The 22,173-nt window shown below is 64.3% G+C and carries 17 protein-coding genes; 8 read left to right on the forward strand and 9 right to left on the reverse strand.

The window, feature by feature from the left end:
• Positions 1–119: 119 nt before the first annotated feature.
• A complete protein-coding gene (gene pgk / locus PLANPX_RS06310; protein WP_152097914.1) occupies positions 120–1,505 on the reverse strand; it encodes a phosphoglycerate kinase in 1,386 nt (461 codons plus the stop codon).
• A gap of 109 nt (positions 1,506–1,614) precedes the next feature.
• Positions 1,615–4,128, reverse strand: a complete 2,514-nt coding sequence (locus PLANPX_RS06315; RefSeq protein WP_152097915.1) for a redoxin domain-containing protein — start codon at positions 4,126–4,128, stop codon at positions 1,615–1,617.
• 314 nt (positions 4,129–4,442) lie between these two features.
• Between PLANPX_RS06315 and PLANPX_RS06320 the strand changes: the two genes are divergently transcribed.
• Entirely contained in the window at positions 4,443–5,669 is a 1,227-nt protein-coding gene (locus PLANPX_RS06320; RefSeq protein WP_152097916.1) for a lactate racemase domain-containing protein, read from the forward strand.
• Positions 5,670–5,865: 196 nt separating this feature from the next.
• Entirely contained in the window at positions 5,866–6,837 is a 972-nt protein-coding gene (locus PLANPX_RS06325; protein ID WP_152097917.1) for a YgfZ/GcvT domain-containing protein, read from the forward strand.
• A gap of 573 nt (positions 6,838–7,410) precedes the next feature.
• Here the strand turns inward: PLANPX_RS06325 and PLANPX_RS06330 are convergent.
• Complete coding sequence (locus PLANPX_RS06330; RefSeq protein WP_152097918.1) at positions 7,411–7,845, reverse strand: hypothetical protein; 435 nt, start codon at positions 7,843–7,845, stop codon at positions 7,411–7,413.
• 110 nt (positions 7,846–7,955) lie between these two features.
• The gene (locus PLANPX_RS06335; RefSeq protein ID WP_152097919.1) at positions 7,956–8,390 is read right to left on the reverse strand and encodes a rhodanese-like domain-containing protein; all 435 of its coding nucleotides are present in this window, start codon (positions 8,388–8,390) and stop codon (positions 7,956–7,958) included.
• A 184-nt stretch (positions 8,391–8,574) separates the two neighbouring features.
• On the opposite strand from PLANPX_RS06335, the gene PLANPX_RS06340 reads away from it, so the two are divergent.
• A complete protein-coding gene (locus PLANPX_RS06340; RefSeq protein ID WP_152097920.1) occupies positions 8,575–10,290 on the forward strand; it encodes a DUF1598 domain-containing protein in 1,716 nt (571 codons plus the stop codon).
• 231 nt (positions 10,291–10,521) lie between these two features.
• Here PLANPX_RS06340 and PLANPX_RS06345 read toward each other — a convergent pair whose 3' ends face one another.
• The gene (locus PLANPX_RS06345) at positions 10,522–11,271 is read right to left on the reverse strand and encodes a DedA family protein (protein WP_152097921.1); all 750 of its coding nucleotides are present in this window, start codon (positions 11,269–11,271) and stop codon (positions 10,522–10,524) included.
• 255 nt (positions 11,272–11,526) lie between these two features.
• A complete protein-coding gene (locus PLANPX_RS06350; protein ID WP_152097922.1) occupies positions 11,527–12,693 on the reverse strand; it encodes an FAD:protein FMN transferase in 1,167 nt (388 codons plus the stop codon).
• Between the two features lie 161 nt (positions 12,694–12,854).
• Here PLANPX_RS06350 and PLANPX_RS06355 point away from each other — a divergent pair, with 161 nt between their 5' ends.
• Positions 12,855–14,216 (forward strand): phosphoglucosamine mutase, encoded by a 1,362-nt coding sequence (locus tag PLANPX_RS06355; protein WP_152097923.1) that lies wholly within the window; start codon positions 12,855–12,857, stop codon positions 14,214–14,216.
• A gap of 140 nt (positions 14,217–14,356) precedes the next feature.
• Here PLANPX_RS06355 and PLANPX_RS06360 read toward each other — a convergent pair whose 3' ends face one another.
• From PLANPX_RS06360 to PLANPX_RS06370, 3 genes are all read right to left on the reverse strand, one after another.
• Positions 14,357–15,256 carry a DUF6688 family protein gene (locus PLANPX_RS06360; protein WP_152097924.1) on the reverse strand — a complete coding sequence of 300 codons (900 nt, stop codon included), beginning with the start codon at positions 15,254–15,256 and terminating at the stop codon, positions 14,357–14,359.
• A gap of 233 nt (positions 15,257–15,489) precedes the next feature.
• Entirely contained in the window at positions 15,490–16,812 is a 1,323-nt protein-coding gene (gene mtaB, locus PLANPX_RS06365) for a tRNA (N(6)-L-threonylcarbamoyladenosine(37)-C(2))-methylthiotransferase MtaB (RefSeq protein ID WP_232536310.1), read from the reverse strand.
• A gap of 2 nt (positions 16,813–16,814) precedes the next feature.
• Positions 16,815–17,165 (reverse strand): ATP-dependent Clp protease adaptor ClpS, encoded by a 351-nt coding sequence (locus PLANPX_RS06370; RefSeq protein ID WP_232536311.1) that lies wholly within the window; start codon positions 17,163–17,165, stop codon positions 16,815–16,817.
• 164 nt (positions 17,166–17,329) lie between these two features.
• Here PLANPX_RS06370 and PLANPX_RS06375 point away from each other — a divergent pair, with 164 nt between their 5' ends.
• The 4 genes from PLANPX_RS06375 (at position 17,330) to PLANPX_RS06390 (ending at position 22,140) form a co-directional block, all read left to right on the forward strand.
• On the forward strand, positions 17,330–18,703 hold the full coding sequence (locus PLANPX_RS06375; protein ID WP_152097925.1) for a dipeptidase: 1,374 nt from the start codon (positions 17,330–17,332) through the stop codon (positions 18,701–18,703).
• Between the two features lie 54 nt (positions 18,704–18,757).
• Positions 18,758–20,053 carry a serine--tRNA ligase gene (serS, locus tag PLANPX_RS06380; protein WP_152097926.1) on the forward strand — a complete coding sequence of 432 codons (1,296 nt, stop codon included), beginning with the start codon at positions 18,758–18,760 and terminating at the stop codon, positions 20,051–20,053.
• Positions 20,054–20,138: 85 nt separating this feature from the next.
• Complete coding sequence (locus PLANPX_RS06385; RefSeq protein WP_232536312.1) at positions 20,139–21,080, forward strand: PQQ-binding-like beta-propeller repeat protein; 942 nt, start codon at positions 20,139–20,141, stop codon at positions 21,078–21,080.
• A 208-nt stretch (positions 21,081–21,288) separates the two neighbouring features.
• Positions 21,289–22,140 (forward strand): sugar phosphate isomerase/epimerase family protein, encoded by an 852-nt coding sequence (locus PLANPX_RS06390; protein WP_152097928.1) that lies wholly within the window; start codon positions 21,289–21,291, stop codon positions 22,138–22,140.
• Positions 22,141–22,173 lie beyond the last annotated feature (33 nt).

The following is a 22,173-nucleotide window of genomic DNA, read 5'->3' on the forward strand; positions in this document are numbered from 1 at the left end:
AAAAACACTTGGTTCTGCGGAATGCCAATAAAAACAGGGCTCCGACGGTATGCGTCGGAGCCCTGGGGATGGGACGGTTGTTGCTGGTTCGCTCCGGCGGGGCGTTGACCCGCGGCTACCTATTTCTTCGCGGCTTCGCGGAGGGTGACCAGGTACGGCACCGGTTCGCGGCCTAAGGCGTTCAGCACGGTGCCGCCGGCGGTGAAGGTGTGGGTCACCCAGTCGGGCTTGCCGTAGCGCTCGAGCGACGTGCCCCCTTCGCCGCCGCCGATGTAAACCTCGACGCCCGCGTCCTTCATCCGCTTCAGTTGCGGGATGAAGTTCTTCGTGCCGGCTTCAAAACGGGCGTCCTCGAACATGCCGAAGACGCCGTTGTGGAAGGCGACGGCGCCCTTGGGGGCCGAGGCGACGAATTCGCCGATCTTTTCTTCGAATAGCTTGCTGCTCTTCGGGCCGATGTCGAACTGCTGCATGCCGGGCTTCAGGGCGTCGACGGTCGAGCCGTCTTCGATCACCGAGTCGCACGGGACGATGAACTCGATCCCCTTCGCACGGCCGTCGGTGACCATCTTCTTGGCTTGCTCGACGCGATCGCGGGGGATGTAGTAGGGCTTGTCGGAATGCGAGGCTTCTTCGGCGGCGCCGATGCAAACTTCCTTGCCGTCGATTTCGCCGATCGCCTTCCGCAGCGCCATCGCCAGCGAACCGGCGGCGAAGACCTTGCGGATCGTGCCGCGGCCGATCATCGCTTCGAGGTCGTCGAGCTTGTCGATCTTCAAACCGCTGAAGACAACCAGCTGCGTTTGCAGGCACTTGCGCATCGGGCCGTCGAACTCGCCGGCGACGTACTTGCCGAGGGCGACCTGGTCCATCGCGGCGGGGACGATCGTCGAGCTAGCGTCGAGGCTGCCGGCCGAGAGGGCTTCGTTGACGTAAACCTTGGCGACCTTCGCGGCGAGTTCGTTGGAGAACTTGGCAAGCGGCTCGGCCAGCTTCGCGGCGTCGGCAGGCTTCGCCTTCCAGAGAACGCGCTCGATGTCGTAGCGGCGGGTGTTTTCGAGCATCAACACGCTGCCCGGCTTGGCGGCGTCGATCTTCGCCTTCACGGCGTCGGGGATCGTGTTCGTGGTGGCGTCGAACCAGTCGGTGACGAGTTCCACCGGCTGGCCGAGAATTTCGCCCAGGCGGGCGGCGACCTTGTTGAGCGACTTCTCCGGCTCGCGGCCGATGTGGCCGAAGATGATTTGCTTCCAGCCGCGCTCGATGCCGTACTTCAGGGTGTCGACCATCGAACGGAGGCGGACGTCGCCCTCGCCGATCGTGGCGCCTGGCTTGGCGTCGACGTCGCCGCGGATGAGGACCGGCGTGCCGCTGGGGACGCTGGCGAGTGAATCCAACCGCGGAATGGCATTGAGGTAGTCGACCAACTCGAGCGAGGGATTCGCTTCGCGGCCGGCGAGCAGGGTGGTGATGAGCTGTTGGGTCTTTTCGGTGGTGGTGGGCATTGGTGTAGTCCTGTGAATATGCAAACGCCTGGGCGTTTATGAATGACGAATGACGAAACCCGAATGACGAATGGAAGACGCAAGCGAATGGCATTCGTCATTCGTCATGTCATTTGGGAGTTTCCGCCTTGGCGGCTCCCTCTCCCAGCTTCCAGGCCTTCAGGGATTCCGGCGTGGAGACCAACAGTATTGCAGCCTCGGGCGTGTTTGTCAGGGAGAGGCCGGTGAGGGGCTGGGCGTGGCGGAATTGGTCGATCAATTGGCCCTGCGGGTCGAGCCAGACGATCGTGCCGTCGGGGGCGGCGACCATCCAGGCGGGGCGGTTGCCGGGGAGGGTGACGCTTTGGATTCGCTCGACCTGGTGGGTGTATTCGCCGATCGGCAGCTTGTACTGCCAGCGAACTTCGCCGTCGGGGTCGAAGCCGACGACGTTGTACACGCCGGGGGCCTCGACGCTCAGGCCGCAGCAACGGGCGGCGTCGCCTTCGGCTTGCGGGCTGATGGCAAGGTGCATGATCTCGCGAAGGCCGACGACGATTTCTGGCAGCGGTTTGCCATCGGGGCCGAGGACGAAAACGAGGCCGCGGTCGCTGGTGCCCCAGAGGTTGCGCGTCTGGGGGGCTGCGTCCTGCTCTTCCTCTTCGATGACGGGCGGGTTGCTCAGGTCCACGGGAGCGACGGCCAGCTGCACGACTTCGTTGAATGAACGAATCGCCCATTTACGTTTGCCGTCGAGGCCGACGCCTTGCACGCCGACGCCGCCCCGGTAGCCGACGTAGAGCGTTGGCTCGGCATCGGGAGTCAGGGCGGCTAGCTGGACGTCGGCGATGCCTGGATTCTTGTCGTTGGGGAAAGCTAGCGTCTGTTTCCATTCCTTATCGAACAGGTACAGCTTCTGCCAGCCAACGCCGCTGGCGGCGATGAGGCGGTTGCCCGCTTGATCGACGGTGGTGCGGAGGAAGCCATTGCCCGTCGCCTCGTTGCCGGCGATGTCGTGCCGCGCGACGAGCTTGCCGGCGGGGTCGAGTTCCACGATCGCCTGCCCACCGTCGACCGCCAGGATGCGCGGCGCGGCGGCGTTGTTATCGTTGAGAATGAGGAAGTTGCCTGGCTTGGCAACGTCGGTCGCGGCGGCTTTCCACAGCTCGGTCGCGTTAAGTTGCTGGGGTAGCTCTTGCTTGCCGAACTCGGGGCGGGCGACCTCGACGCTGATCACGTCGCCGCTCGCCGCGGCGGCTCGGATGTCGGCCTCGTACTTGGCGGTCAGCTGTTGGTGCTCGTCGCGGGCTTCGGCGGCGAGATCGGCGCCATCGACGACCTTCGAGATCACGTTAGCGAGCTGCTGTGGATCACGGTGTTGCCCGATGTGGAAGTATTGCAGCTTGCCGGTTCCATCGAGAAGCATGAGCGTCGGGGTGCCGGCGACCTGCAGCGCTTCGGAAGTCACCTCTGGATCGCGGAGGATTGGCATAGAGCCCCCCCAATTCTTGAGCGTCCGTTCGGCGGTGTCGTTGGTCACGCGCTCGGGGGCGTCCATGCTTACGGCGTAAAAGGCAAACTTGTCGTTGTCCTTCAACTGCTGATAGACCTTCTCGAGCTCGGGCGTGTGGGCCTTGCAGGGCGCACAATCGGCTTGCCAGAAGTCCAGCAGCACCGTCTTCCCTTTGAGGGAATCGCGCGACACCTTCTCGCCGTCAAGCGTTTCGAAGCTGAACTCCGCCAAGTCTTCGCCGAGGCGCTCCGGCGGCGCTTGCGGCGGGGAGGGAATCAGTCGCTTCACCAAGAACTCGCCTTCGGCCGGCTCTTTCAAGAACGTGCTGCGGTCGATGTCTGGATCGAAGGTCGGGTCTTTGAAATCAATCCAGACCGAAAGATTCGAATAGCGGTCGTCCGGATCGAAGTCGCGACGGGCGTCGCCGAGCGGCAATTCCATGCGGCGCAGGGCGTAGGTTTTGGCGTCGATCCAGAAGATCCGCTTGCCGTTTGCGCTCGTGCTGACGATGCGATGGCAGTTGTTACCTTCGAGCGGCTTGTCGTCGAGATAGCGCGGGGCTTCGTCGTTCGGGAAGACGAGCGCTTCGTCGTCGACGTTCAGCAGCATCGCGAGTTGCGGAAAGACGTCGCTGATCGAGCGATTGTTGAAGATCTCGCGGATCATCGGATCTGGCAGGAAGTTTTCCGTGCTCAGCTTCGTGGGGGTCTTCGTTTCCAGAATCTGCCGCGGCAACTCGGCGGCCGAGGCGCGGGTCACGCTGCGGCTGGAGGCGATGTCGAAACCGCGGGCTGGACCTTCGCCGGGGATCGCTTCATTGAAGCGTAGGCGTACGAAATTCGGCCGGCGGAAGGCGAGCGACATTTCGAAGAAGGGGAGCTCGCGCTCGACCCCTTCGCCGCGGTAGGCATACGACTGCACGTAGGTGGCGTGGTCGGTGTAGCTGCTCGCCTTCTGGTAGGCGGCAAGCATTTTTTCGGCGATCTCGGCGCCGCGGGCCTCGGCGGCGGCCGATTCTTCGCTCACGGCGGGGTCCGAGGAACTGTTGCAGCCGGCGGTCAGCGTGGCGGCAAGGGCCAATAGCAGCAGAAAGCCGCGAAGCGGCAGGGGGGAGAAGCCGGGAGCATCCATGACTCGGTCTCGATGATTTGGACCCGAGGCCCTTGGGCGACGGGGGAGATTGGCAGATACTTGTGTGTTGCTCCTCTCCCCTGAGGGGAGAGGTTGGGTGAGGGAGCCGCAGCGACGGCGTCGTTCGCGTCAGCGTAGGGGCTCCCGCCACTGACAAGACTACCGCCTTGCGCTCGATCGCCACCGGCGATCGTGCTCAGTTGGTCCCTCCCTTCAAGGGAGGGGGATATCTAACGCAACCTACCAGAACGCCGTAGCGGCAGAAACCCCGCGGGGGGAACCGCATTCGGCACGTATTTCAATTCGGGCAATTGATGGTGACCTTTCGGTTTGGGTTGGCGGCGCAATGTGAGTTGCCGCTGGAAGATTACACGTTGTTGTCGGCGACGAGCGACGAGCATCCACTGCTCGCCGATCCGGCGGCGGCGGTCTGTAATGCGCTCGCGGCGCCACGCGGGTTTCCGCCGCTGGCTGCCGCCACAGCGCCAGGCGATGTGACGGCGATCGCTTTTGCGGCGGGGATTCCGCAAGCTAATACGATCCTCCGCGGCGTCGTCGAAGCGATGCTCGAAGCGGGCGTCTCGCCGGCGATGATCACGATCGTGCTCGCGGAGCGACTTGAGGATCAAGCGGCCTTCGAGCAAGAGCTGGCCGCGATGAAGGCCGAGGCGGTAACGATCCAGCTTCACGATCCCGACGACGAGCAGGGGATCGCGATGGTCGGCGTGAACTCAGCGAAGGAGCCGCTGCGGCTCAACCGGACGCTTGCTGAGGCTGATTTCGTGCTGCCGGTGTCGGCGCAGCGGCTGCCTGGGGGAACCCGCCGCGATGAGAGCAAGTTCGCTGGGCTCTTCCCGCAGTTCTCCAATCGCGAGACGGCAGCCCGCGTGCGGACGGAAGCGGGCAGCGAATCGCCCAAGGTGCAAAAGCGGAACCGCACCGAAGTCGACGAAGCGGGCTGGCTGCTCGGCGTGCAGATGACCGTGAGCGTAGTGCCGGGCGCCGACGGCGGAGTTGCCGCGGTGATTGCCGGCGATCCCGATGAAGTTGTGCGCACGGGAAGCGAACTAACGCACGAGATTTGGGAGAAGACCGCCGGCGAACCGGGCGACCTCGTGATCGCCGCGATCACCGGCGACGAGCGCGAGCAGACGTGGGACAACCTGGCTCGCGCTGTGAGCGCCGCGAGTGCCGTGGTGACGCCGGGCGGAGCGATTGCCGTTTGCTGCGAGCTGAATGAACAGCCTAGGGGGCCGCTCAATCGATTGAAGGATGCATTCGACTTCGGCGAGGTGCAGCGCGAGCTTGCGCGGGACGAATCGACCGAAGCCCATCCGGCGATGGTGCTTGCCAAGGCGCTCGAAGAGGGGCCCGTGTACCTGCGGAGCAACTTGCCGAGCGAGGTGGTCGAGTCGCTGGGGATGACGCCGATCGAGAGCGATGGCGAGCTGGCTCGGCTCGCGGCGGGGCGGAATCATTGCATTGTGATTGAAGAGGCGCAGCGGCTGGTGCCGCTGCCGATTGTGCGGGATGAGTGGTGAGCGGGGCACGCTGATAAATCCAAACTTTGTGGTCCCCTCCCCTTGAGGGGGAGGGTTAGGGAGGGGTGACTGTAGCGGGTACCAGGGTTCTTCCCCCCCTCCCCAGCCCTCCCCTCCAGGGGGAGGGAGCCAGAAGGTGTTTGATGGTGGTAAGCGACCCCCGGGCGGAGCCCGGGGCTAGAAAGCGGAATCGAGAATGAACGAAACGCTACAGCACGAATACGCAGCCGCCATTGCCGGCGCGGGCTTAGTGCGCCTGCGCGACTGGTCGACCGTGTGGGCCAGCGGTGGCGATCGGGCGTCGTTTCTCCACAATATGTGCACGAACGACGTGAAGCGGCTCACGCCCGGCGACGGGTGCGAGGCGTTCTTCACCGATGTGAAGGGAAAGATCCACTCCCACGGCTTTCTGTTGGCGGGCGACAACGCGATTCAGATCGTCGCGGTGCCGGGCACGGCGGAGCGGCTCATGCCGCAGCTTGATCGGTACATCATTCGTGAAGATGTGACGCTTGCCGACGAGTCGGCGGAGCTGACGTGGCTGTTGGCGTTTGGCGAGCGGGCGGGGGAAATCGCGGCCGTGGCGCTCGGCGCGGGCGCTGCCGCGGGGCTAGATGCGGCTTGGTCGCATCGGTCGGTCGACGTGGCGGGCGCTGCTGTGACCGTCGTGCGGTGTGAGTTGCTGTGGACTGGCGGATTCTTGCTGGGGTGTTCACCCGCAGCGATTGCCGCGTTGGAAGGGCGGTGGACCGCAGCGGGCGGGACGCTTGGCGGCGAAGAGCTGTGGCAAACCGTGCGCATCGAATCGGCTTGGCCGATGTGGGGCGTCGACTTCGACGCCACGAATTTGCCGCAGGAGGTTTCCCGCGACGCTCAGGCGATCAGCTTTCGCAAAGGATGTTACCTGGGGCAGGAGACGGTCGCGCGGCTCGATGCGCTTGGGCATGTGAACAAGCAACTCGTGGCGGTCGCCTTTGCGGAAGGTGACGTGCCGCCGGCGGGGACGGAACTCTCGCACAACGACCAACCGGCGGGGCGGGTGACGAGCAGCTGCTGGTCGTTGCGGGTCGCAAAGCCGCAAGCGATTGCTATGGTCAAACGGGGGGCCGCCGCAGCGGGCTCTACGCTTCAATGGAGCGGCGGCGCTGGAAGCGTGGCGGGTAGCTGAAGGTCTGGGATAACCGCCAACCTTGTGGGATGGCCCCAAGCTTGTGGGAGGCGTCTCCGGCGCCGATGACGGTCACCACCTCAAGCTATTTCGTTGCTCAACGCCGCTTCGGGGTCAGAGACCCCTCCCACAGATTCTCTTCTTCTCCCCCTGCAGAGCCAGGTCGGCTGTGCAATCGTTTCGACCCGCGGCAGCGTCAGGACGCGCGCGTTCGTTGTGGGTAGAAAATCCGGACTAGGTTGGGTTTTTCGCTCAAGCAGTTTGGTGAAACAGGTGAAGGGTTGCCGCTAGCACCGACGATATCACGAGTAACTCACGTGAGTCTTTGTCGCGTGACACGGCCTGCAACGCGTTTGAATCGCATTCGGCGCCATTCCTCCGAGACGGGGCGCGAGCGAGACGCAACTGACAGAGCCGACGCGCGACTGTATCTCCCCCACCAGTATTCAGGAGCCTCCCGATGAAACGTTACCTGTTGTCGACGCTGGGCGTCGCTATGGCGTTGGCTTTCGCTTCCAACGCTCATGCCTGGGGCATGGGCGGCTGCGGTTGCGCTGCCGAGCCGAGCTGCTGCTACGCCGAGCCGACCTGCGGCTGCGAGCCGTCGTGTTGCGACCCATGTTGTGCGCCGAAGAAGTGCTGCATCTTCTCCCGCCTGAAGGCCAAACTGGCCGCCAAGCACTGCTGTGCTCCGGTCTGCGGTTGCGAAGCCAGCTGCGGCTGTGCGGTTGAGCCGAGCTGCGGTTGCGCCGCCGAACCGTCGTGCGGTTGCGCTGCTCCCTCGTGCGGCTGCGAAGCCAGCTGCGGTTGCGAAGCCTCGTGCTGCGACGACTGCTGCTCGCCCTGCAAGAAGCACTGCATCTTCGCTCGCATTAAGGCTCGTTGGGCTGCCAAGCACGCTTGCTGCGCCCCGGTCTGCGGTTGCGAAGCCAGCTGCGGCTGCGAAGCCTCGTGCGGTTGCGAAGCTGCCCCCAGCTGCGGCTGCAACTGAGCTAAACACGCCATCATTGGGCGTTCTAGCTTAGTGCTGTGACAAGGTGAAAATCGAAAACGGCTCCCTGCGATGTAGGCAGGGGGCCGTTTTTTTGTTGGGGGCGTCAGTTGTCCGTGGTCAGTGGTCAGTTGCTGGGGGCGGGCGTTGGGGGCGTCTTGGCGGGCTTCTCTTCCGCTTTCCTAAAGCCGGCTTCGATGAGTTGCTGGTAGCCCGGTTTGAGGACTTTGACTTCGTAGCCTCGCTCTTCGAGGTACTCGGCGGCGCGGGTGGCGCGGATGCCGACGGCGCAGTGGATGTAGTAGCTGCCCTTCTTGGGGAGCGCTTTGGCGAGTTGCTTCTCGTCCAACTCGTCGGTGAGCGACGTGACGGGCAGGAAGATCGCGCCGGCGACGTGGCCCTTGTCCCATTCTTTCTTGGTGCGGACGTCGACGAGTTTCGCTTTCTTCTCGTCGATCGCCTGTTTGACTTCTTTGAGGGAGTCTTCGGTGAACTCGATCGCGCGGGCCGCGGGCACGACGAGGGCGAGCAGCAAGGCGGCGAGCGTCAGGCGGGGGAGCATGTCGGTTGTTCCGGTGGATATGCTGGCACAGGTTGGCGGCAACTCATTCTAACCGGCGCCTTGGCGGGGCCAATTGGTCGGCGAATGCCGCGATTGCTGGACGCGGGCGTCGTCGTCGGGGAGAATCAGTTGCGGAACGGGCTCGATACTTCACTTCGAAGAACTGTCACGAGCGAGGCATATCATGCGAACGATCTGGCGATCGGCGGGAACCTGTGCGCTGCTGGCGGCTGCTTGGCTGACTGCCTGCGGCGAACGTGGCGCTCTGGCCCAGCAGGCGGCGCCGCTGCCGGGGGGGAATCTTCCCGGGGCGAACCAAGGCGCCAACCGGGCGGGCGGCAATCAAGGGCAGGCGGTCAACGGTTTCGTTGGCGCCGGCAATATCTTCGCTCCGGGCAACGGCGCCAACGGCGGGGCCGCATCGGCCGACTTCGATTCGCTCATCGATCTCATCACCTCCACCGTCGACGTTGAGAGTTGGCAAGAGAATGGAACGGGGCAGGGGGAGATCCAGCCGTTTCCGAATGGCGTGTACGCCGACGCCGATGGAGCACTGTTAGTTCGTGCCGGAGGGGAACGCGCGGCGCTCGCTGCGGTTCGCGCGCATGGAGTTCCGCGCTCCCAGCCCGCAGCGAAGACGCTCGGAATTGAGGCGGTCGTCGAGGCGAAAGCGATCGCAGAGCGTCACTTCACGGAGACTGCTGAGGCTGCACGGCAATCGAGCCCGCTGCGTTACGTTTCGCTCTCGAAGCTCGAGGCGGCGATCGCCCAGCGGCAGGAGCGGCATCAACCACTCGAACCGGCGATGCTCTCGCTGGCCGGCCTGCAGCGCGTGAGTTTTGTGCTTGTGTACCCGGAGACGGGGGATCTGGTCCTCGCAGGCCCGGCGGGCAATTGGGCTGGCGCTTCAACGGGCGGGCTCGTTTCGGTCGAGACCGGTCGGCCGATTGTGCGGCTCGACGATTTGCTCACGCTCTGGCGGCGGCAGCGGACGGAAAAGTCGGCGGCGTTCGGCTGTTCGATCGTGCCGCGGCAAGAGGCGCTGGCGAACACGCAGGCGTTCCTAGACGCCTCCGCTGCGAAGCCGCTGGAGCCGAGCGGTCGGCGGAAGTGGCTTGAAGAGCTGCGCAGCACGCTCGGTATTCAAGACGTCGAATACTATAACATCGACGAAGGTTCGCGGATCGCGACGCTGCTGCTGGCGGCCGACTATCACATGAAGCTGATCGGCATGGGCCTCGCCGACGGCGTGCCGGGGGTGAAGAGCTATCTCGCCACGGTGCGAAATGGCGCCGATGGTTCGCCGCCGCCGATGGCGGTGCTACGGTGGTGGTTCTCGATGCCCGCGTCGACCGTCGAGGCGAGCGACGCGCATGATGCATTCGCGCTACCGGAGCGGTGTCTGTGCGTGCTCAGCGAAAACGAGATGCTGGCCGCTCGCGGACAGCGGGTGCATACGGGGCAGTCGGACGATCTCAATCGGAAGTTTGCTGAGTCGTTCACGCAGGAATTCGCGGCGTTGTCCGCGAAGTACTCCGTGTATGGCGAACTGGAGCGGGTATTTGAACTAGCGCTCGCGCTCGCGGTCATCCAACGCGAGGGGCTGACGGAGAAGGTTGGTTGGACGCCGACGCTGTTGCTTGACGAGCAACGGCTGCGGTTGCCGAGTTCGCCCGCGCCGGCGGCGGTGGAGACGGTGATCAATCACCGCATCATCGGCGGCCGGCAAATCATCGCCGGCGTCAGCGGTGGCGTGTGGGGCGACGGCGGCAAGACGTTGCAAGTATCCGTCGCGACAAGCGACCGCGCCACCGCACTGGCATCAGTCAAAAAACCGATTCAAAAAGCCGCCGCCGGTGGCGGCGCTCAGCCCGAGCAGATCGCATGGTGGTGGGATTGAGTGTGCGATCCAGTGTGCGGGTATTCAGCCCCGATAGGGGCGACATGATGTAGCCGGGGGCGTGAGCCCCCGGACCGCATCGCATCATGCGTCCGGAGCCCCGGAGGGGCGGCACCATTCCCGATTCTAAGAACTCTGCCGCCCCTCGCGGGGCTTCGAGCATTTCACCGGCGAACACCAGGGGCTTACGCCCCTGGCTACAATATTTCGCCCCTTCGGGGCTGGATAGCTCTACGAAGCTTCACGCTTCTGCTCGCCCGGCTCCTCTGTTCCCGCTGCCTCTTCGATCGCCACTTCCGCCGCCGTGGGCGCTTCGCCGGCGGAGACGATCACCTTCTCCAGCAACCGCCGGCGATGTCGACGCAATGCTACGAAGGCAACGACCGCGGCCACTGTCAGCACCACGAGCGTGAAGCCAAGTTCGGCGTCGGTGATGAAGTCGACGATCTCTTCGCCGAAGAAAAACGCGAGCCCGAAGAACAGCCCGACGACCAGCGTCGCGCAGACAAGGTCCCACAGCAGGAACTTGAAAAACGGCATCCGCACGGCGCCGGCGGCGAGATAGACCGGTCCGCGAACGCCGACCATGAAGCGGGCCATCAACAGCACTTTGAAGCCGTGCCGCTCGACCGCGCGTTCGAAGGTGGCTTCGCGGTCGGCGCCAAAGAGTTTCGACAGCTTCGGATAGCGATGGAGCAGGCTGCCAAATCGATAGCCGATGCCGTACATCACTGCGTCGCCGACGAGGGCGCCGAGCAGCGTGGCGGCGAACGCGAATTCAGGCCGTAGTTCGCCCTGAGCGCTCAGCACGCCGGCCCCAACAATAAACACCTCTTCCGGGACGGGCATTCCGCACCCGGTGAGCACCATCAATAGGAAGATGCCCAGGTAGCTGCCGGGATGGAGGAGCGTCGCAAGCACTGTGCCTCGCGGAGTTTCGACGGCATGGCGGCTGAAGACGGTGAGGTAGTATACCCGCACGGCGCAGCAACGGCGCGGGATATTACTCTCGTCGGTCGCTTGAGGGGCGATTCTGAAGCGTAGATTGGTTGCGGGGCGGATTGAAAGACTGGACAGGATAACTGGATTTCGCAGATTGACTGGATTGGCGGTGGTCCGTTGTCAGTCGTCAGTTGCGAAAGACAAGAAATCGCTTTGTGGCTGGTAGCGCTGGCCTGTCTTTGATCCTGTCGATCCGCACCATCCTGTCATCCTGTCCAGTCTTCGAACGCGCAGCTACGCCGTGCCAGCAGGCAGCCAGCGGCCGTGGTGGAGGTTGAACGTGTGCACGTCGAATTCCAAGCTCGCGGGATCGTCGTCGCGCGGGCAGACGAGCACGGCGCCAACCTCGGGATGCGAGGCGCAATACTCCGACGCGCCGGCGGGGCCGAGGATGTAGAACGCGGTCGCTAGGGCGTCGGCCTCAGCGGCCGTGGCGGCGAGCGCGGTGGCCGTGTAGACGCCGTTGGCTGGCCAGCCGGTGCGAGGGTCGATGAGGTGGCCGAAGCGGCGGCCTTCGAGTTCAAAAAACTGCGTGCCGGCGCCCGAGGTGCCGAGGGCTTCGTTCCGCAGCACGATTTCGCCGAGCGATTGTTCGCGCTCGTGCGGGTGGGGAACGGCGACGGTCCAACCCGCCGTATCGCCGCTGCGATCGCGGCCGCGGGCGAGGACGCTGCTACGGCCGCCGTGCGTAAGGTAGTCGTCGAGGCCCCGCTCCGACATCAACTCCGCGACGCGATCGAGCGCGTACCCTTTGCCGATCGAGTTGAAGTTAATTTCGACGCCTGGGCGGCGGAAGAGAATCGAGTGGTTGATATTGTCGAATTGCAAGTTGTCGAAGCCGACGGCCAGCATCGCGGCGTCGATTTCATCTTGCTCCGGCAAGCGGCCTTCGCGTTTGTGGAAGCCCCAGATTTTCGAGAGCGGGCCGGTCGTGATGTCGAACGCCCCGTGCGTGCTGGCGTGGATCCACTCGCAAAGCTCAAGCAGCGCGAAGAGCCGCTGTTCGACCTCGACCGCGCGATCGGCGGCCATGCGATTGATCTCGGCGACCTCAGTGTGGTCGCGGTAAACCGAGAGTTGGTCTTCGAGCCGTTCGACGAGGTCGAGCCCTTCGAGAGCGGCGGCTGCGGCGTCGGCGCCATCGGCGGCGTGGTACTCGATGGCAAACTCGCACGCCATCGCGTGACGGCTCGTCTGGATGCGGGCGTTGTCGGAGGACGAGCGGTGGCGGACTTGCGTCGGATTGCCGGGCGCCGCGGGGCCGCCCGCTTGCGCCAATTTCTTTTGATCGAGCGAGTCGACCGCCTTGTCGGCGAAGCCCCGCGCAGCGTTGAGGAGCGAGCGGCCGAGGCTGTTGCCGCGGAGGAAGTCGCGTCGGGAGGTCGGTTTCTCGTTGGGCATCGATCTATTATAACGTGGGCCGCGTACTTTTAGCCCCTGGCTCCGCCAGGGGGTCGGCGTGAAGCAAGGGTAACGTTCCACGACGTGGTGCGCGACCCCCGGTCGGAGCCCGGGGCTAGAAGAATATCGTCGGGCGGAAATCCCAACCTACGGGAGCTTGTATGTCGGCTGAGTTGATCATTAGCGTTTCGGGATTGCGTGGGATCGTCGACGAGACGCTGACCGATGACGTGGCTCGGCGCTATGCGGCCGCGTTCGCCGCAGAGTTGCCGGCTGGGCCGGTTGTCATCGGCCGCGATGGCCGGGCGTCGGGGGCGCGGTTCGCGCGGGTGATTGGCGAAACGCTCGCCTCGCTCGGCGAAGGTCGCGAGGTGATCGACGCCGGCGTCGCCGCGACGCCGACCGTCGGCGTGCTGGTGCGCGACCTGCGTGCGGCCGGCGGCGTGCAGATTTCCGCGAGCCACAACCCGCCCCAGTACAACGGCATCAAACTCTTCAGCAGCGCCGGCCGCGTCATCCCCGCCGCCGCCGGCCAGCGCGTCTTAGACCGCTACCGAGCCACTGTAGCCGCCGCTCAACGACCGGCCGGAGCGACTACCGCCGCCGTCTCCCCCCTCGCCGACCCAATCACCGCCCACCTCCGCCTCATCGAACAAATCTGCAATGTCCCCCGCATCCACAGCAAACGCTTCCGCGTGCTGCTCGACGCCAACCACGGCTCGGGAAGCGTCCTCGGCAAGGTGCTGCTCGAACATCTCGGCTGCGAAACGATCATCCTCGGCCCCACGCCCGACGGCGCGTTCGCCCACACGCCGGAACCGACCGAAGCGAACCTCGCCGGCGTGCTAAAGGACGTCGTCGAGCGGCAAGCGGCGATCGGCTTCTGCCAAGACCCCGACGCCGACCGGCTGGCGATTATCGACGAGCTCGGCCGCTACATCGGCGAAGAAAAAACGCCGGCCCTGTGTGTCGATCATGTACTACGCAGCGGCTTGCGCGGGCCAATCGTGACGAACTGCTCCACCAGCCGGATGAGCGAAGACCTTGCGGCGAAGTATGGCGTGCCGTTCTTCCGCTCGAAGGTGGGGGAAGCGAACGTCGTCGACAAGATGCTGGAGGTCGGCGCCCTGCTCGGCGCCGAGGGGAACGGCGGCATCATCGATCCCCGCGTCGGGCTGGTTCGCGACAGCTTCGTCGGCATGGCGCTCGTGCTCGACGCGATGGCGGCCCGCGATCTGCCGGTGAGTGCGCTCGCCGACGAACTGCCAGCCTACGCGATTCACAAGTCGACGATCGCCGTACCGAGCGCCGCGATTCCGGCCGCTCTCGAAAAACTGGCGACGGTCTTTCCAAACGCGACCGCCGACCGCCTCGACGGCTTGCGCCTCGACTGGCCGAACGGGGCCTGGCTGCTCGTGCGGCCGAGCAATACCGAACCGATCGTCCGCGCGATCGCGGAGGCGCCCACGATGGAGGAAGCCCGCGAGTTGTGCGAACGCTCAGCGCGAGCGATTACGCCGTGAGGCGAAAAAAATGTTTCGGCTCCTTCCCCCTGGAGGGGAGGGCTGGGGAGGGGGGAGGAACCCTGGTACCCGCCGCCGTCACCCCTCCCTAACCCTCCCCTCAAGGGGAGGGGACCTCAGGGTTTCATTTTTATAGAGTTCTAGCGGCGTGGCGACTTGTAGAGTCGGCGGACTTGCTCCGCACCGATGCGGAGCGCTCTGCGAAGCACGAATCGCGCCAACCACTCGGCGGGCTTCAACGATAGATAGGCCGCGTCGGCTAGCCATGGATTCTTGAGCCGCCGGGCCAGCGGCGGGCCGATGCGATTGTAGAGTCGGCGCAGCCGACGATGCAATCGCGGCGCTGCGATTGCGATGGCGAGCTCCGCGGCTTTGAGCGTTTGGAGTTGCTCGTTCACCGGCATCGAGCGGCCGTCGAACGCGACGACGCGGTGGCTTCGCACGAAACGGCAATGTCCTTGCGCTGCCGCGGTGCAGACGTAGCATTGAGGCGGATCGGTCGGGAGCTTGCTGTAGGCTTCGATCGCCAGGTCCATCGACTTCCGCCAAGCGGCGAGATGCCCAGCCGCCCAGCCGGTGCCGGCGAGCAAATGGCTGATGCGAAACCGATAGCGGCCGTTCGGCAAGGCGACCTGATAGGCGGCGAACGAATAGGCGAGAGCGGCGAAAATGGGGCCGGGCGCGGCGACAAATAGGATCACGAAAGCGAGCATGGCGCCCGATTCGGAGTCGCCGAAGGCGATGAGCGCTGCGAGCAGCAATCCAAGGAGCGCGGAGGCCGTGACGATTTTCAGCCAGCCAAACGCTTTCGCGATTTCCAGGAACAGTCCGCCGAATAGTGCGAGCACAATTCCCAGCCCCACGGCGATGGGAATGATTGCCAGCAAAGCGACCAGGATTAGTGGCGCGTTCTGGAGCGGCTCATTCAGCGCCTCGGCGAAGTAGACCAGGAACACATACCTGCCAAGCCAAGAGGCTTCCGCCGTATAGACCGATCCGCACCCAGAAGCGTTCCGCGGCTTGTGCGGGGCGGAAGGCATAGTAGCCGATCGTGCCCATGCAGTAGAGAAGAAGCGGGTAGAAAGGCCACCCAGCTCGCGCGGTGAGCATGATGCTCGCGTAGACGTCGAAGCCTCCGGACTGCCAAGCGTCGCTCAGCGGCTTGCCGTGGACGGAAGAGGCTGCGAAGCAGACAAGCGGCGTGAGAATGCCCGCGTAGATGTAAGCAAAACGCGTGGCTCTCTTTGGGAAACCATCGTCCTCTGGGCGGGCCTCACTGCTGGAGGACCCCGCAAGCGGAGTTGATGCGTCCAGCGGCGGCGGGTCCGGCGATGACATCGACAAACTCTCCGATGGGGGCGCGGTCGGCGGGGATGGCGACGGGGGCGTAGCGGCAGGAGGTGCCGATGTGCTGGGGGACCGAGGGGATGAACCCCTCGGCTCGCTGTTGGTTGGGATTCTCTTCCGTGAGGGGGGATTCTACTAGGACGCGGAGGGGCATGCCTTCTAGCGATGCGAAGTATTTGTCGCGGAGTTCCGCCTCGACGCGAGCGAGTTCGACGCCGCGGTCGTGTTTGGTTTGCTTCGAAATCTGCTCGCCCATCTCGGCCGCCGGCGTGCCGCGGCGGGGGCTGAACGGGAACATATGGATCTTCGAGAAGCCGACTTGGTGGCAGACGTCGACCGTTTCGGCAAACTCGGCGTCGGTTTCGCCTGGGAAGCCGACGATGATGTCGGTGGTGATTGCCGGGCGATCGAGGCGTTCTTTCAGCAGACCGCAGCGGTCGACGAACCGCTTAGCGCCCCAGCGGCGGCGCATCCGGCGGAGGACGCCGTCGCTGCCCGATTGCATCGAGATGTGCAGATGCGGCGTGACCTTGTCGGGATACTCGGCCATTACGTCGATCAGCTCGCGCGTGACCTCGGTCGCTTCGATGCTCGACATGCGAACGCGGAAGTCGCCGGGGACTTCCGCTAGCGAACGCACGAGGTGCGAAAGCCGTGTCCATTCCGCTTTCGGCAGCGTCCGGTTCCAATCAACGCCGTAGTGGCCGAGATGGATGCCGGTGAGGACGACCTCGCGATGGCCGGCGTCGACGAGCCGGCGGACTTCGTCGGCGATGTGGGCGGCGGGGCGGCTGGCAAGATTCGGCCGCACGTAAGGAATGATGCAAAAGCTGCAGCGGAGCATGCAGCCATCTTGCACCTTCACGTAGGCCCGATGACGGCGGGCGAACCCGCTGATGCCAGTGGGAACGTCGATGACGCCGAAGCGGCCGAGCAAGTCGGGGAGTTCCCGCTTGTCGGTGACGACTTCCGAGACATTGGGTAGCGCCGCGACCTCTTCCGGAGCGCGGGTGGCGTAGCACCCCATCACCACGATCTTCGAGTCAGGATTGTCGCGTGCCAGCCGGCGGATCACTTGGCGGCTTTTCGAGTCGCCTTCATTGGTGACCGTGCAGGTGTTGACGATGCAGAGGTCGGCCGACTGCTCGTCGAGCGCATCTTCGTAGCCGATGCCGAGCAGCCCCTCGCGGACGAACTCGGTTTCGTATTGGTTGACTTTGCAGCCCAGCGTCACTGTCTTAAGTTTCATCGCTATTCCACCGGCTCGATGGTGCTCCACATCGAACCCTTGCTGCCTTCCATATTGTCTTTGCCGTAGGCGTGAATCTGATCCCGCTTCAGTTCGGCGTGTTCCATCGTGGTCGTCAGCACGACCGCTTTGCCGTCGGCGTCGACCGACTTGGCGATCTCCTCGCACTGCTGCTTTTCGTGGCCGAACAGTTCGCGGAGCATCTTCTCGACGTAGTCGAACGTGTGGCCGTCGCTGTCCCACAGGAGGACGTTGTAGCGGGGCTGGCGGCGGTGTTCGCGGTCGGGGGTGGTTTGCTTCTTCGGCGCCACGACCACGACCGTTTCGTCGTCAGGATCGGAGAACATCGACATGGTCGCGTCGTTTCGTTGGAGCGATTCGGGCTCGGCGCCGCCGCAGAGGGGCGTTGCCGGGCCGCGGATGGGCGTAGTGCAGGGGGAGTGGGGCCATTATATTGGTTGCGTTCCCGGCGGCCAAACGGCCCGGACAATCGCTGCCACCCCTCGCTTGAACTGCCGTGCTAGACCAGACGCTTGAGCATATCGACGCCCACCGCCCGAAGTTCGAGGGCGACCTGATGGCCCTGCTACGGATCCCGAGCGTTAGTGCGGATCCGGCCTTCAAGGGGGATGTCCGCCGAGCGGCCGATTGGCTCCGCGACCACTTGGTGAAGCTGGGGCTTACCGTCCACCTGATCGAAACGAACGGCCACCCGATCGTTTACGCCGAATCGCCCCCCGTGCCGGGCGCCCCAGTGGCGTTGGTGTACGGCCACTACGACGTCCAGCCGCCGGACCCGCTCGACGAATGGCAGACGCCGCCGTTCGAGCCCGATGTCCGCGACGGCAAGGTTTTCGCCCGCGGGGCGACCGACGATAAGGGGCAAATGCTGACCCATGTGAAGAGCATCGAGGCGTGGCTCGCCACCGCCGGCAAGTTGCCGCTGCAGGTGAAACTGCTGATCGAGGGCGAAGAGGAAGTCGGCAGCGAGCACCTCGGCGATTTCCTCAAAGAGAACGTCGAGCGACTGGCCTGCGATTGCGTCGTCGTCAGCGATACGAGCCAGTTCGCTCCCGGCGTACCGGCGATCACCTATGGCCTGCGCGGCATCGCTTACTTCGAGTTGAAGCTGATCGGCCCGAAGCAAGACCTCCACTCGGGCGTCTTTGGCGGCGGCGTCGCCAATCCGGCCAACGCCCTCGCGAAGATGCTCGGCGCCCTGGTGGACGCCGACGGGCGGGTGACGATCCCCGGGTTCTACGACGACGTGGCCGATCTCACGGAACGCGAACGCCAGGAATTCGCGGCGCTGCCGTTTGATGAAGCGGCGTTCAAGTCGCAGCTAGGCGTCGAGCACCTCGCCGGCGAAAAGGGGTTCAGCACGATCGAACGCCGCTGGGCCCGCCCGACGCTCGACATCAACGGCCTCACCAGCGGTTACCAAGGCGCCGGCGCCAAGACGGTGCTGCCGGCCAAGGCGACCGCCAAGCTGAGCTGCCGGCTAGTGCCGAACCAAGATCCCCACAAGGTGGCCGCGGGCTTAAAGAAGCGGCTCGAAGAATTGCTGCCGCCGGGGATCAAGATGAAGCTGGTCGAGCATCATGGCGCCCCCGGGGTGGTGTTCCCGCTCGATAGCCCCTACCTGCAAGCGGCGGCCGTCGCCGTGGAGAAGGGCTTCGGTCGCCGGCCCGTCTTCATCCGCGAAGGTGGTTCCATCCCGATCGTCAATACATTCGCATCGCTACTCAACGCCGACGTCCTGCTGCTGGGCTGGGGACAGAACGACGACAATCCCCATAGCCCAAACGAAAAGTTCTCGCTCGACGACTTCCACCGCGGCACGCGTGCGAGCGCGGCGCTGTGGCAGGAGTTGGCGGCGATTAAGAAATAAGCTGCGGTTTCCCGTTTCCTCGCAAATCGACACGCACAGAAAGCATCGCCCCCCATGCTTGATAAGCGCTTTATTCTCGAGAATGCCGAATCTGTTCAGCAGAACTGCGACGCCCGCGGCATGAAGGCCGACGTGGCGCGGTTCGTAAAGCTCGAAACCGAATGCCGCTCGCTGCAGCAGGAAATCGAAGAGCTGTCGCGGCAGGCTAACGTCGTCAGCAAGTCGATCGGCCAAGCGAAGGATGATGCGGAGCGCGAAGCCCGTAAGGAAGAAGGCCGCCAGCTGCGGGAATCGAAGGAAGCGAAGCAGGCCGACTTCGACCGGATCGACGCCGAGGCGGGGGCGATCTACCGCAGCCTGCCGAACATGACGCACCCCGAGTCGCCCCGCGGCGGCGAGGATGCGAGTCGCGAGCTGCGGAAAGGCGCCACGCAGGTGACGCCCATGCGGTTCCCGGTGCAGGACCACGTCCAACTCGCCGAGCAGCACGACCTGATTGATTTCGAAGGCGCCGCCCGCATCGCCGGCCACGGGTTTTACTTCCTGCGGAACGAAGCGGCGCTGCTTGAAATGGCGCTGCAGCAGTACGCCGTCGAACTGCTCGTGAAGGAAGGGTTTACGCCGACGATCACCCCCGACCTCGCTCGCGGCGAGATTTTGGCCGGCGTCGGTTACATTCCGCGCGGGCCGGAAACGCAAATCTACACGGTCGAGAATTTCGACCTGAACCTGGTCGCGACTTCGGAGATCACACTCGGCGGGTTGTACGCCGGCATCACGATCGACGCCGACGACCTGCCGATCAAGCTTTGCGGAATCAGCCACTGCTTCCGCACCGAAGCGGGCGCCGCCGGGCGCGCCTCGCGCGGCCTCTACCGCGTCCACCAGTTCACGAAGGTCGAGATGTTCGCGTTCACGCTCCCTGAGCAGAGCGAGGACATGCACAATTACTTCTGCGAACTCGAGTGCGAAATCTTCGACGGCCTCGGCATCCCCTACCGCGTCCTCGACATCGCCTCGGGCGATCTCGGCGGGCCGGCCTACCGTAAGTTCGACCTCGAAGCCTGGATGCCAGGCCGCGGCGACGGCGGCGAGTATGGCGAAGTCACCAGCACGTCGAACTGCACTGACTACCAATCGCGGCGGCTCAACATCCGCTACAAGACGAAGGGTGAAAAGGGGACGAACTTTGTCCACACGCTCAACGGTACCGCGGTGGCGATCAGCCGAGCACTGATTGCGATCATGGAGAACTGCCAACAGCCCGACGGCTCAATCCTCATTCCCGAAGTCCTGCGGAAGTGGGTCGGGAAGGACCGCATCGGTGGCGCCGAAGACGATGACGAGTAGGTCGTCGCGACCTAATTGATCGAATTCATCCGGAGGCGTGCGAGCCTCTCGCAGCCCGAACCAAATTCTTTTCGCGGAGTGCGTGGTGCGATACTTTTCCCTACTAGCTCTGTTGTCCGGCTCGCTATACGCATCAGTCTGCTCGGCGGAGGGGCATCGCCTCGCCACGCAGGGTAACGACCGCCTCGCAATCGTCGCCCCCGATGGCTCGATCGAACGCGAGAAGCCGTGGGGCGGGATTCACGACATCCACCGACTGCCGAACGGCCACTTCATGGTCCAGCGGGGCGGGGCGGAGGTCGTCGAGATCGATCCGGCGAATGGTCACATCGTCTGGTCGTACGATTCAGCCAAGCAGGGCGGTAATGATGGCAAGCCGGTCGAGGTTCACTCATTTCAGCCGCTGCCTGACGGCAAGCTGATGATCGCCGAATCAGGCCCCGCGCGGATCATCGAGATCGATCGCGAGGGGAAGATTGAGAAGACCATTCCGCTCAAGGTCGAGCATCCGCACCCGCACACCGACACGCGGCTCGTGCGGAAACTCGACGACGGCCACTACCTCGTTTGCCACGAAGGCGACGGCATGGTGCGCGAGTACGACGGGGACGGGAAGATCGTTTGGGAATACGAGGTTCCCATGTTCGATAAGCCGGCGGCGGACGGGCATGGGCCGGAGGCGTTCGGCAACAAGTGCTTTGCTGCCGTGCGGTTGGCGAACGGTAACACGCTCATCTCGACCGGCAACGGCCACAGCGTCATCGAAGTGACGCCGGCGAAAGAAGTCGTCTGGAAGCTGGAGCAAAACGAACTGCCCGGCATCACGCTCGCCTGGGTGACGACGCTCGAGGTATTGCCGAACGGGCAGTACGTCATCGGCAACTGCCACGCCGGCCCGGGACAGCCGACGCTCGTCGAGATCGATCCCAAGACGAAGAAGGTCGTCTGGCAGTTCGATGGCTTCGAGCAATTCGGCAACGCGATGTCGAATTCGTTGCTGCTCGACGTCGACGGCGTGCGGCGCTAGTCAAGCCGCTCGCGTCGGGAATCTTTAACGACCGCTGCTTTCGCTAGGGCATTCTCGCAATCGCGTGGCTGATTCCAAGGGTTCGTCCGCCGGTTCTGCCGGTGGAAATTCTGCGCTCGCGCGTCTAAGTTAAGTGTCGCGAGCAGGCGGCTTCGGCCACGTTCGCTTGGTCTGACTCTTCCTCTCTTTTGCCGCGTGGAGACGCCCGATGAAGTTCGGCATGAACCTGCTGCTGTGGACCGCCCACCTCGACGATTCGATTCTGCCGGTGCTCGATCGGCTGAAGAAGATGGGCTACGACGGCGTCGAAGTCCCCATGTTCGAACTCAATGAGGAGTTTTACGGCAAGTGGGGCAAGCGGCTCGACGACGCCGGCCTTGAGCGTACCGCGGTCACCGTGCGAACCGACGCCGACAATCCGGTGAGCCCCGACGCCGCGATTCGCGCGAAGGGCGTGGCGGGCAATAAGCTCGCGGTTGATTGTTGCGAAGCGCTCGGCGCCGTCACCATGTGCGGCCCGTTCCACTCGGCGCTCGGCAGCTTCAGTGGCGCCGGCCCGACGAAGGATGAGTGGAAGTGGGGCGTCGAAACGATGCGCGAGGTCGCCGAGCACGCCGCCAAGACGGGCGTGACGCTCACGGTCGAGGCCGTCAACCGCTTCGAGTGCTACATGATGAACTGCATGCAGGACGCGGCCCGCTTCGTGCAAGACGTGGCTCATCCCCGCTGCAAGCTGATGTACGACACGTTCCACTCGAACATCGAAGAAAAGAACATCCCCGCCGCGATCGCCACGGCGGCGCCACACCTGGGCCATGTGCACATCTCGGAAAACGACCGCAGCACGCCCGGCAAAGGGAACGTCCGCTGGGCGGAGAACTTCGACGCGTTGGCGAAGACGGGGTACGACGGCTGGATGGTCGTCGAAGCGTTCGGTTTGGCGATGCCGGAAGTCGCCGCCGCCACGAAGATTTGGCGGCGGATGTACGAGAGCGAAGACCAACTCGCGAGCGATGCGCTGGCGTTTATGAAGAGCGAGACGACGAAACGTCGGGGCTAGTCCGGTTCAGGACTGAGCGTGCATGAGAGCCAC

Origin of the sequence: Lacipirellula parvula, assembly GCF_009177095.1 — a bacterium.
Classification (GTDB): Bacteria; Planctomycetota; Planctomycetia; order Pirellulales; family Lacipirellulaceae; genus Lacipirellula; species Lacipirellula parvula.

Coding starts and splice junctions, on each gene's coding strand:
- serS (WP_152097926.1), top strand. CDS start 18,758: ATGCTTGATAAGCGCTTTATTCTCGAGAATGCCGAATCTGTTCAGCAG.
- mtaB (WP_232536310.1), bottom strand. CDS start 16,812: ATGAAACTTAAGACAGTGACGCTGGGCTGCAAAGTCAACCAATACGAA.
- PLANPX_RS06330 (WP_152097918.1), bottom strand. CDS start 7,845: ATGATGGCGTGTTTAGCTCAGTTGCAGCCGCAGCTGGGGGCAGCTTCG.
- PLANPX_RS06370 (WP_232536311.1), bottom strand. CDS start 17,165: ATGTCGATGTTCTCCGATCCTGACGACGAAACGGTCGTGGTCGTGGCG.
- PLANPX_RS06350 (WP_152097922.1), bottom strand. CDS start 12,693: ATGCCCAACGAGAAACCGACCTCCCGACGCGACTTCCTCCGCGGCAAC.
- PLANPX_RS06360 (WP_152097924.1), bottom strand. CDS start 15,256: ATGCCTTCCGCCCCGCACAAGCCGCGGAACGCTTCTGGGTGCGGATCG.
- PLANPX_RS06355 (WP_152097923.1), top strand. CDS start 12,855: ATGTCGGCTGAGTTGATCATTAGCGTTTCGGGATTGCGTGGGATCGTC.
- PLANPX_RS06340 (WP_152097920.1), top strand. CDS start 8,575: ATGCGAACGATCTGGCGATCGGCGGGAACCTGTGCGCTGCTGGCGGCT.
- PLANPX_RS06315 (WP_152097915.1), bottom strand. CDS start 4,128: ATGGATGCTCCCGGCTTCTCCCCCCTGCCGCTTCGCGGCTTTCTGCTG.
- PLANPX_RS06335 (WP_152097919.1), bottom strand. CDS start 8,390: ATGCTCCCCCGCCTGACGCTCGCCGCCTTGCTGCTCGCCCTCGTCGTG.
- PLANPX_RS06390 (WP_152097928.1), top strand. CDS start 21,289: ATGAAGTTCGGCATGAACCTGCTGCTGTGGACCGCCCACCTCGACGAT.
- PLANPX_RS06320 (WP_152097916.1), top strand. CDS start 4,443: ATGGTGACCTTTCGGTTTGGGTTGGCGGCGCAATGTGAGTTGCCGCTG.
- pgk (WP_152097914.1), bottom strand. CDS start 1,505: ATGCCCACCACCACCGAAAAGACCCAACAGCTCATCACCACCCTGCTC.
- PLANPX_RS06325 (WP_152097917.1), top strand. CDS start 5,866: ATGAACGAAACGCTACAGCACGAATACGCAGCCGCCATTGCCGGCGCG.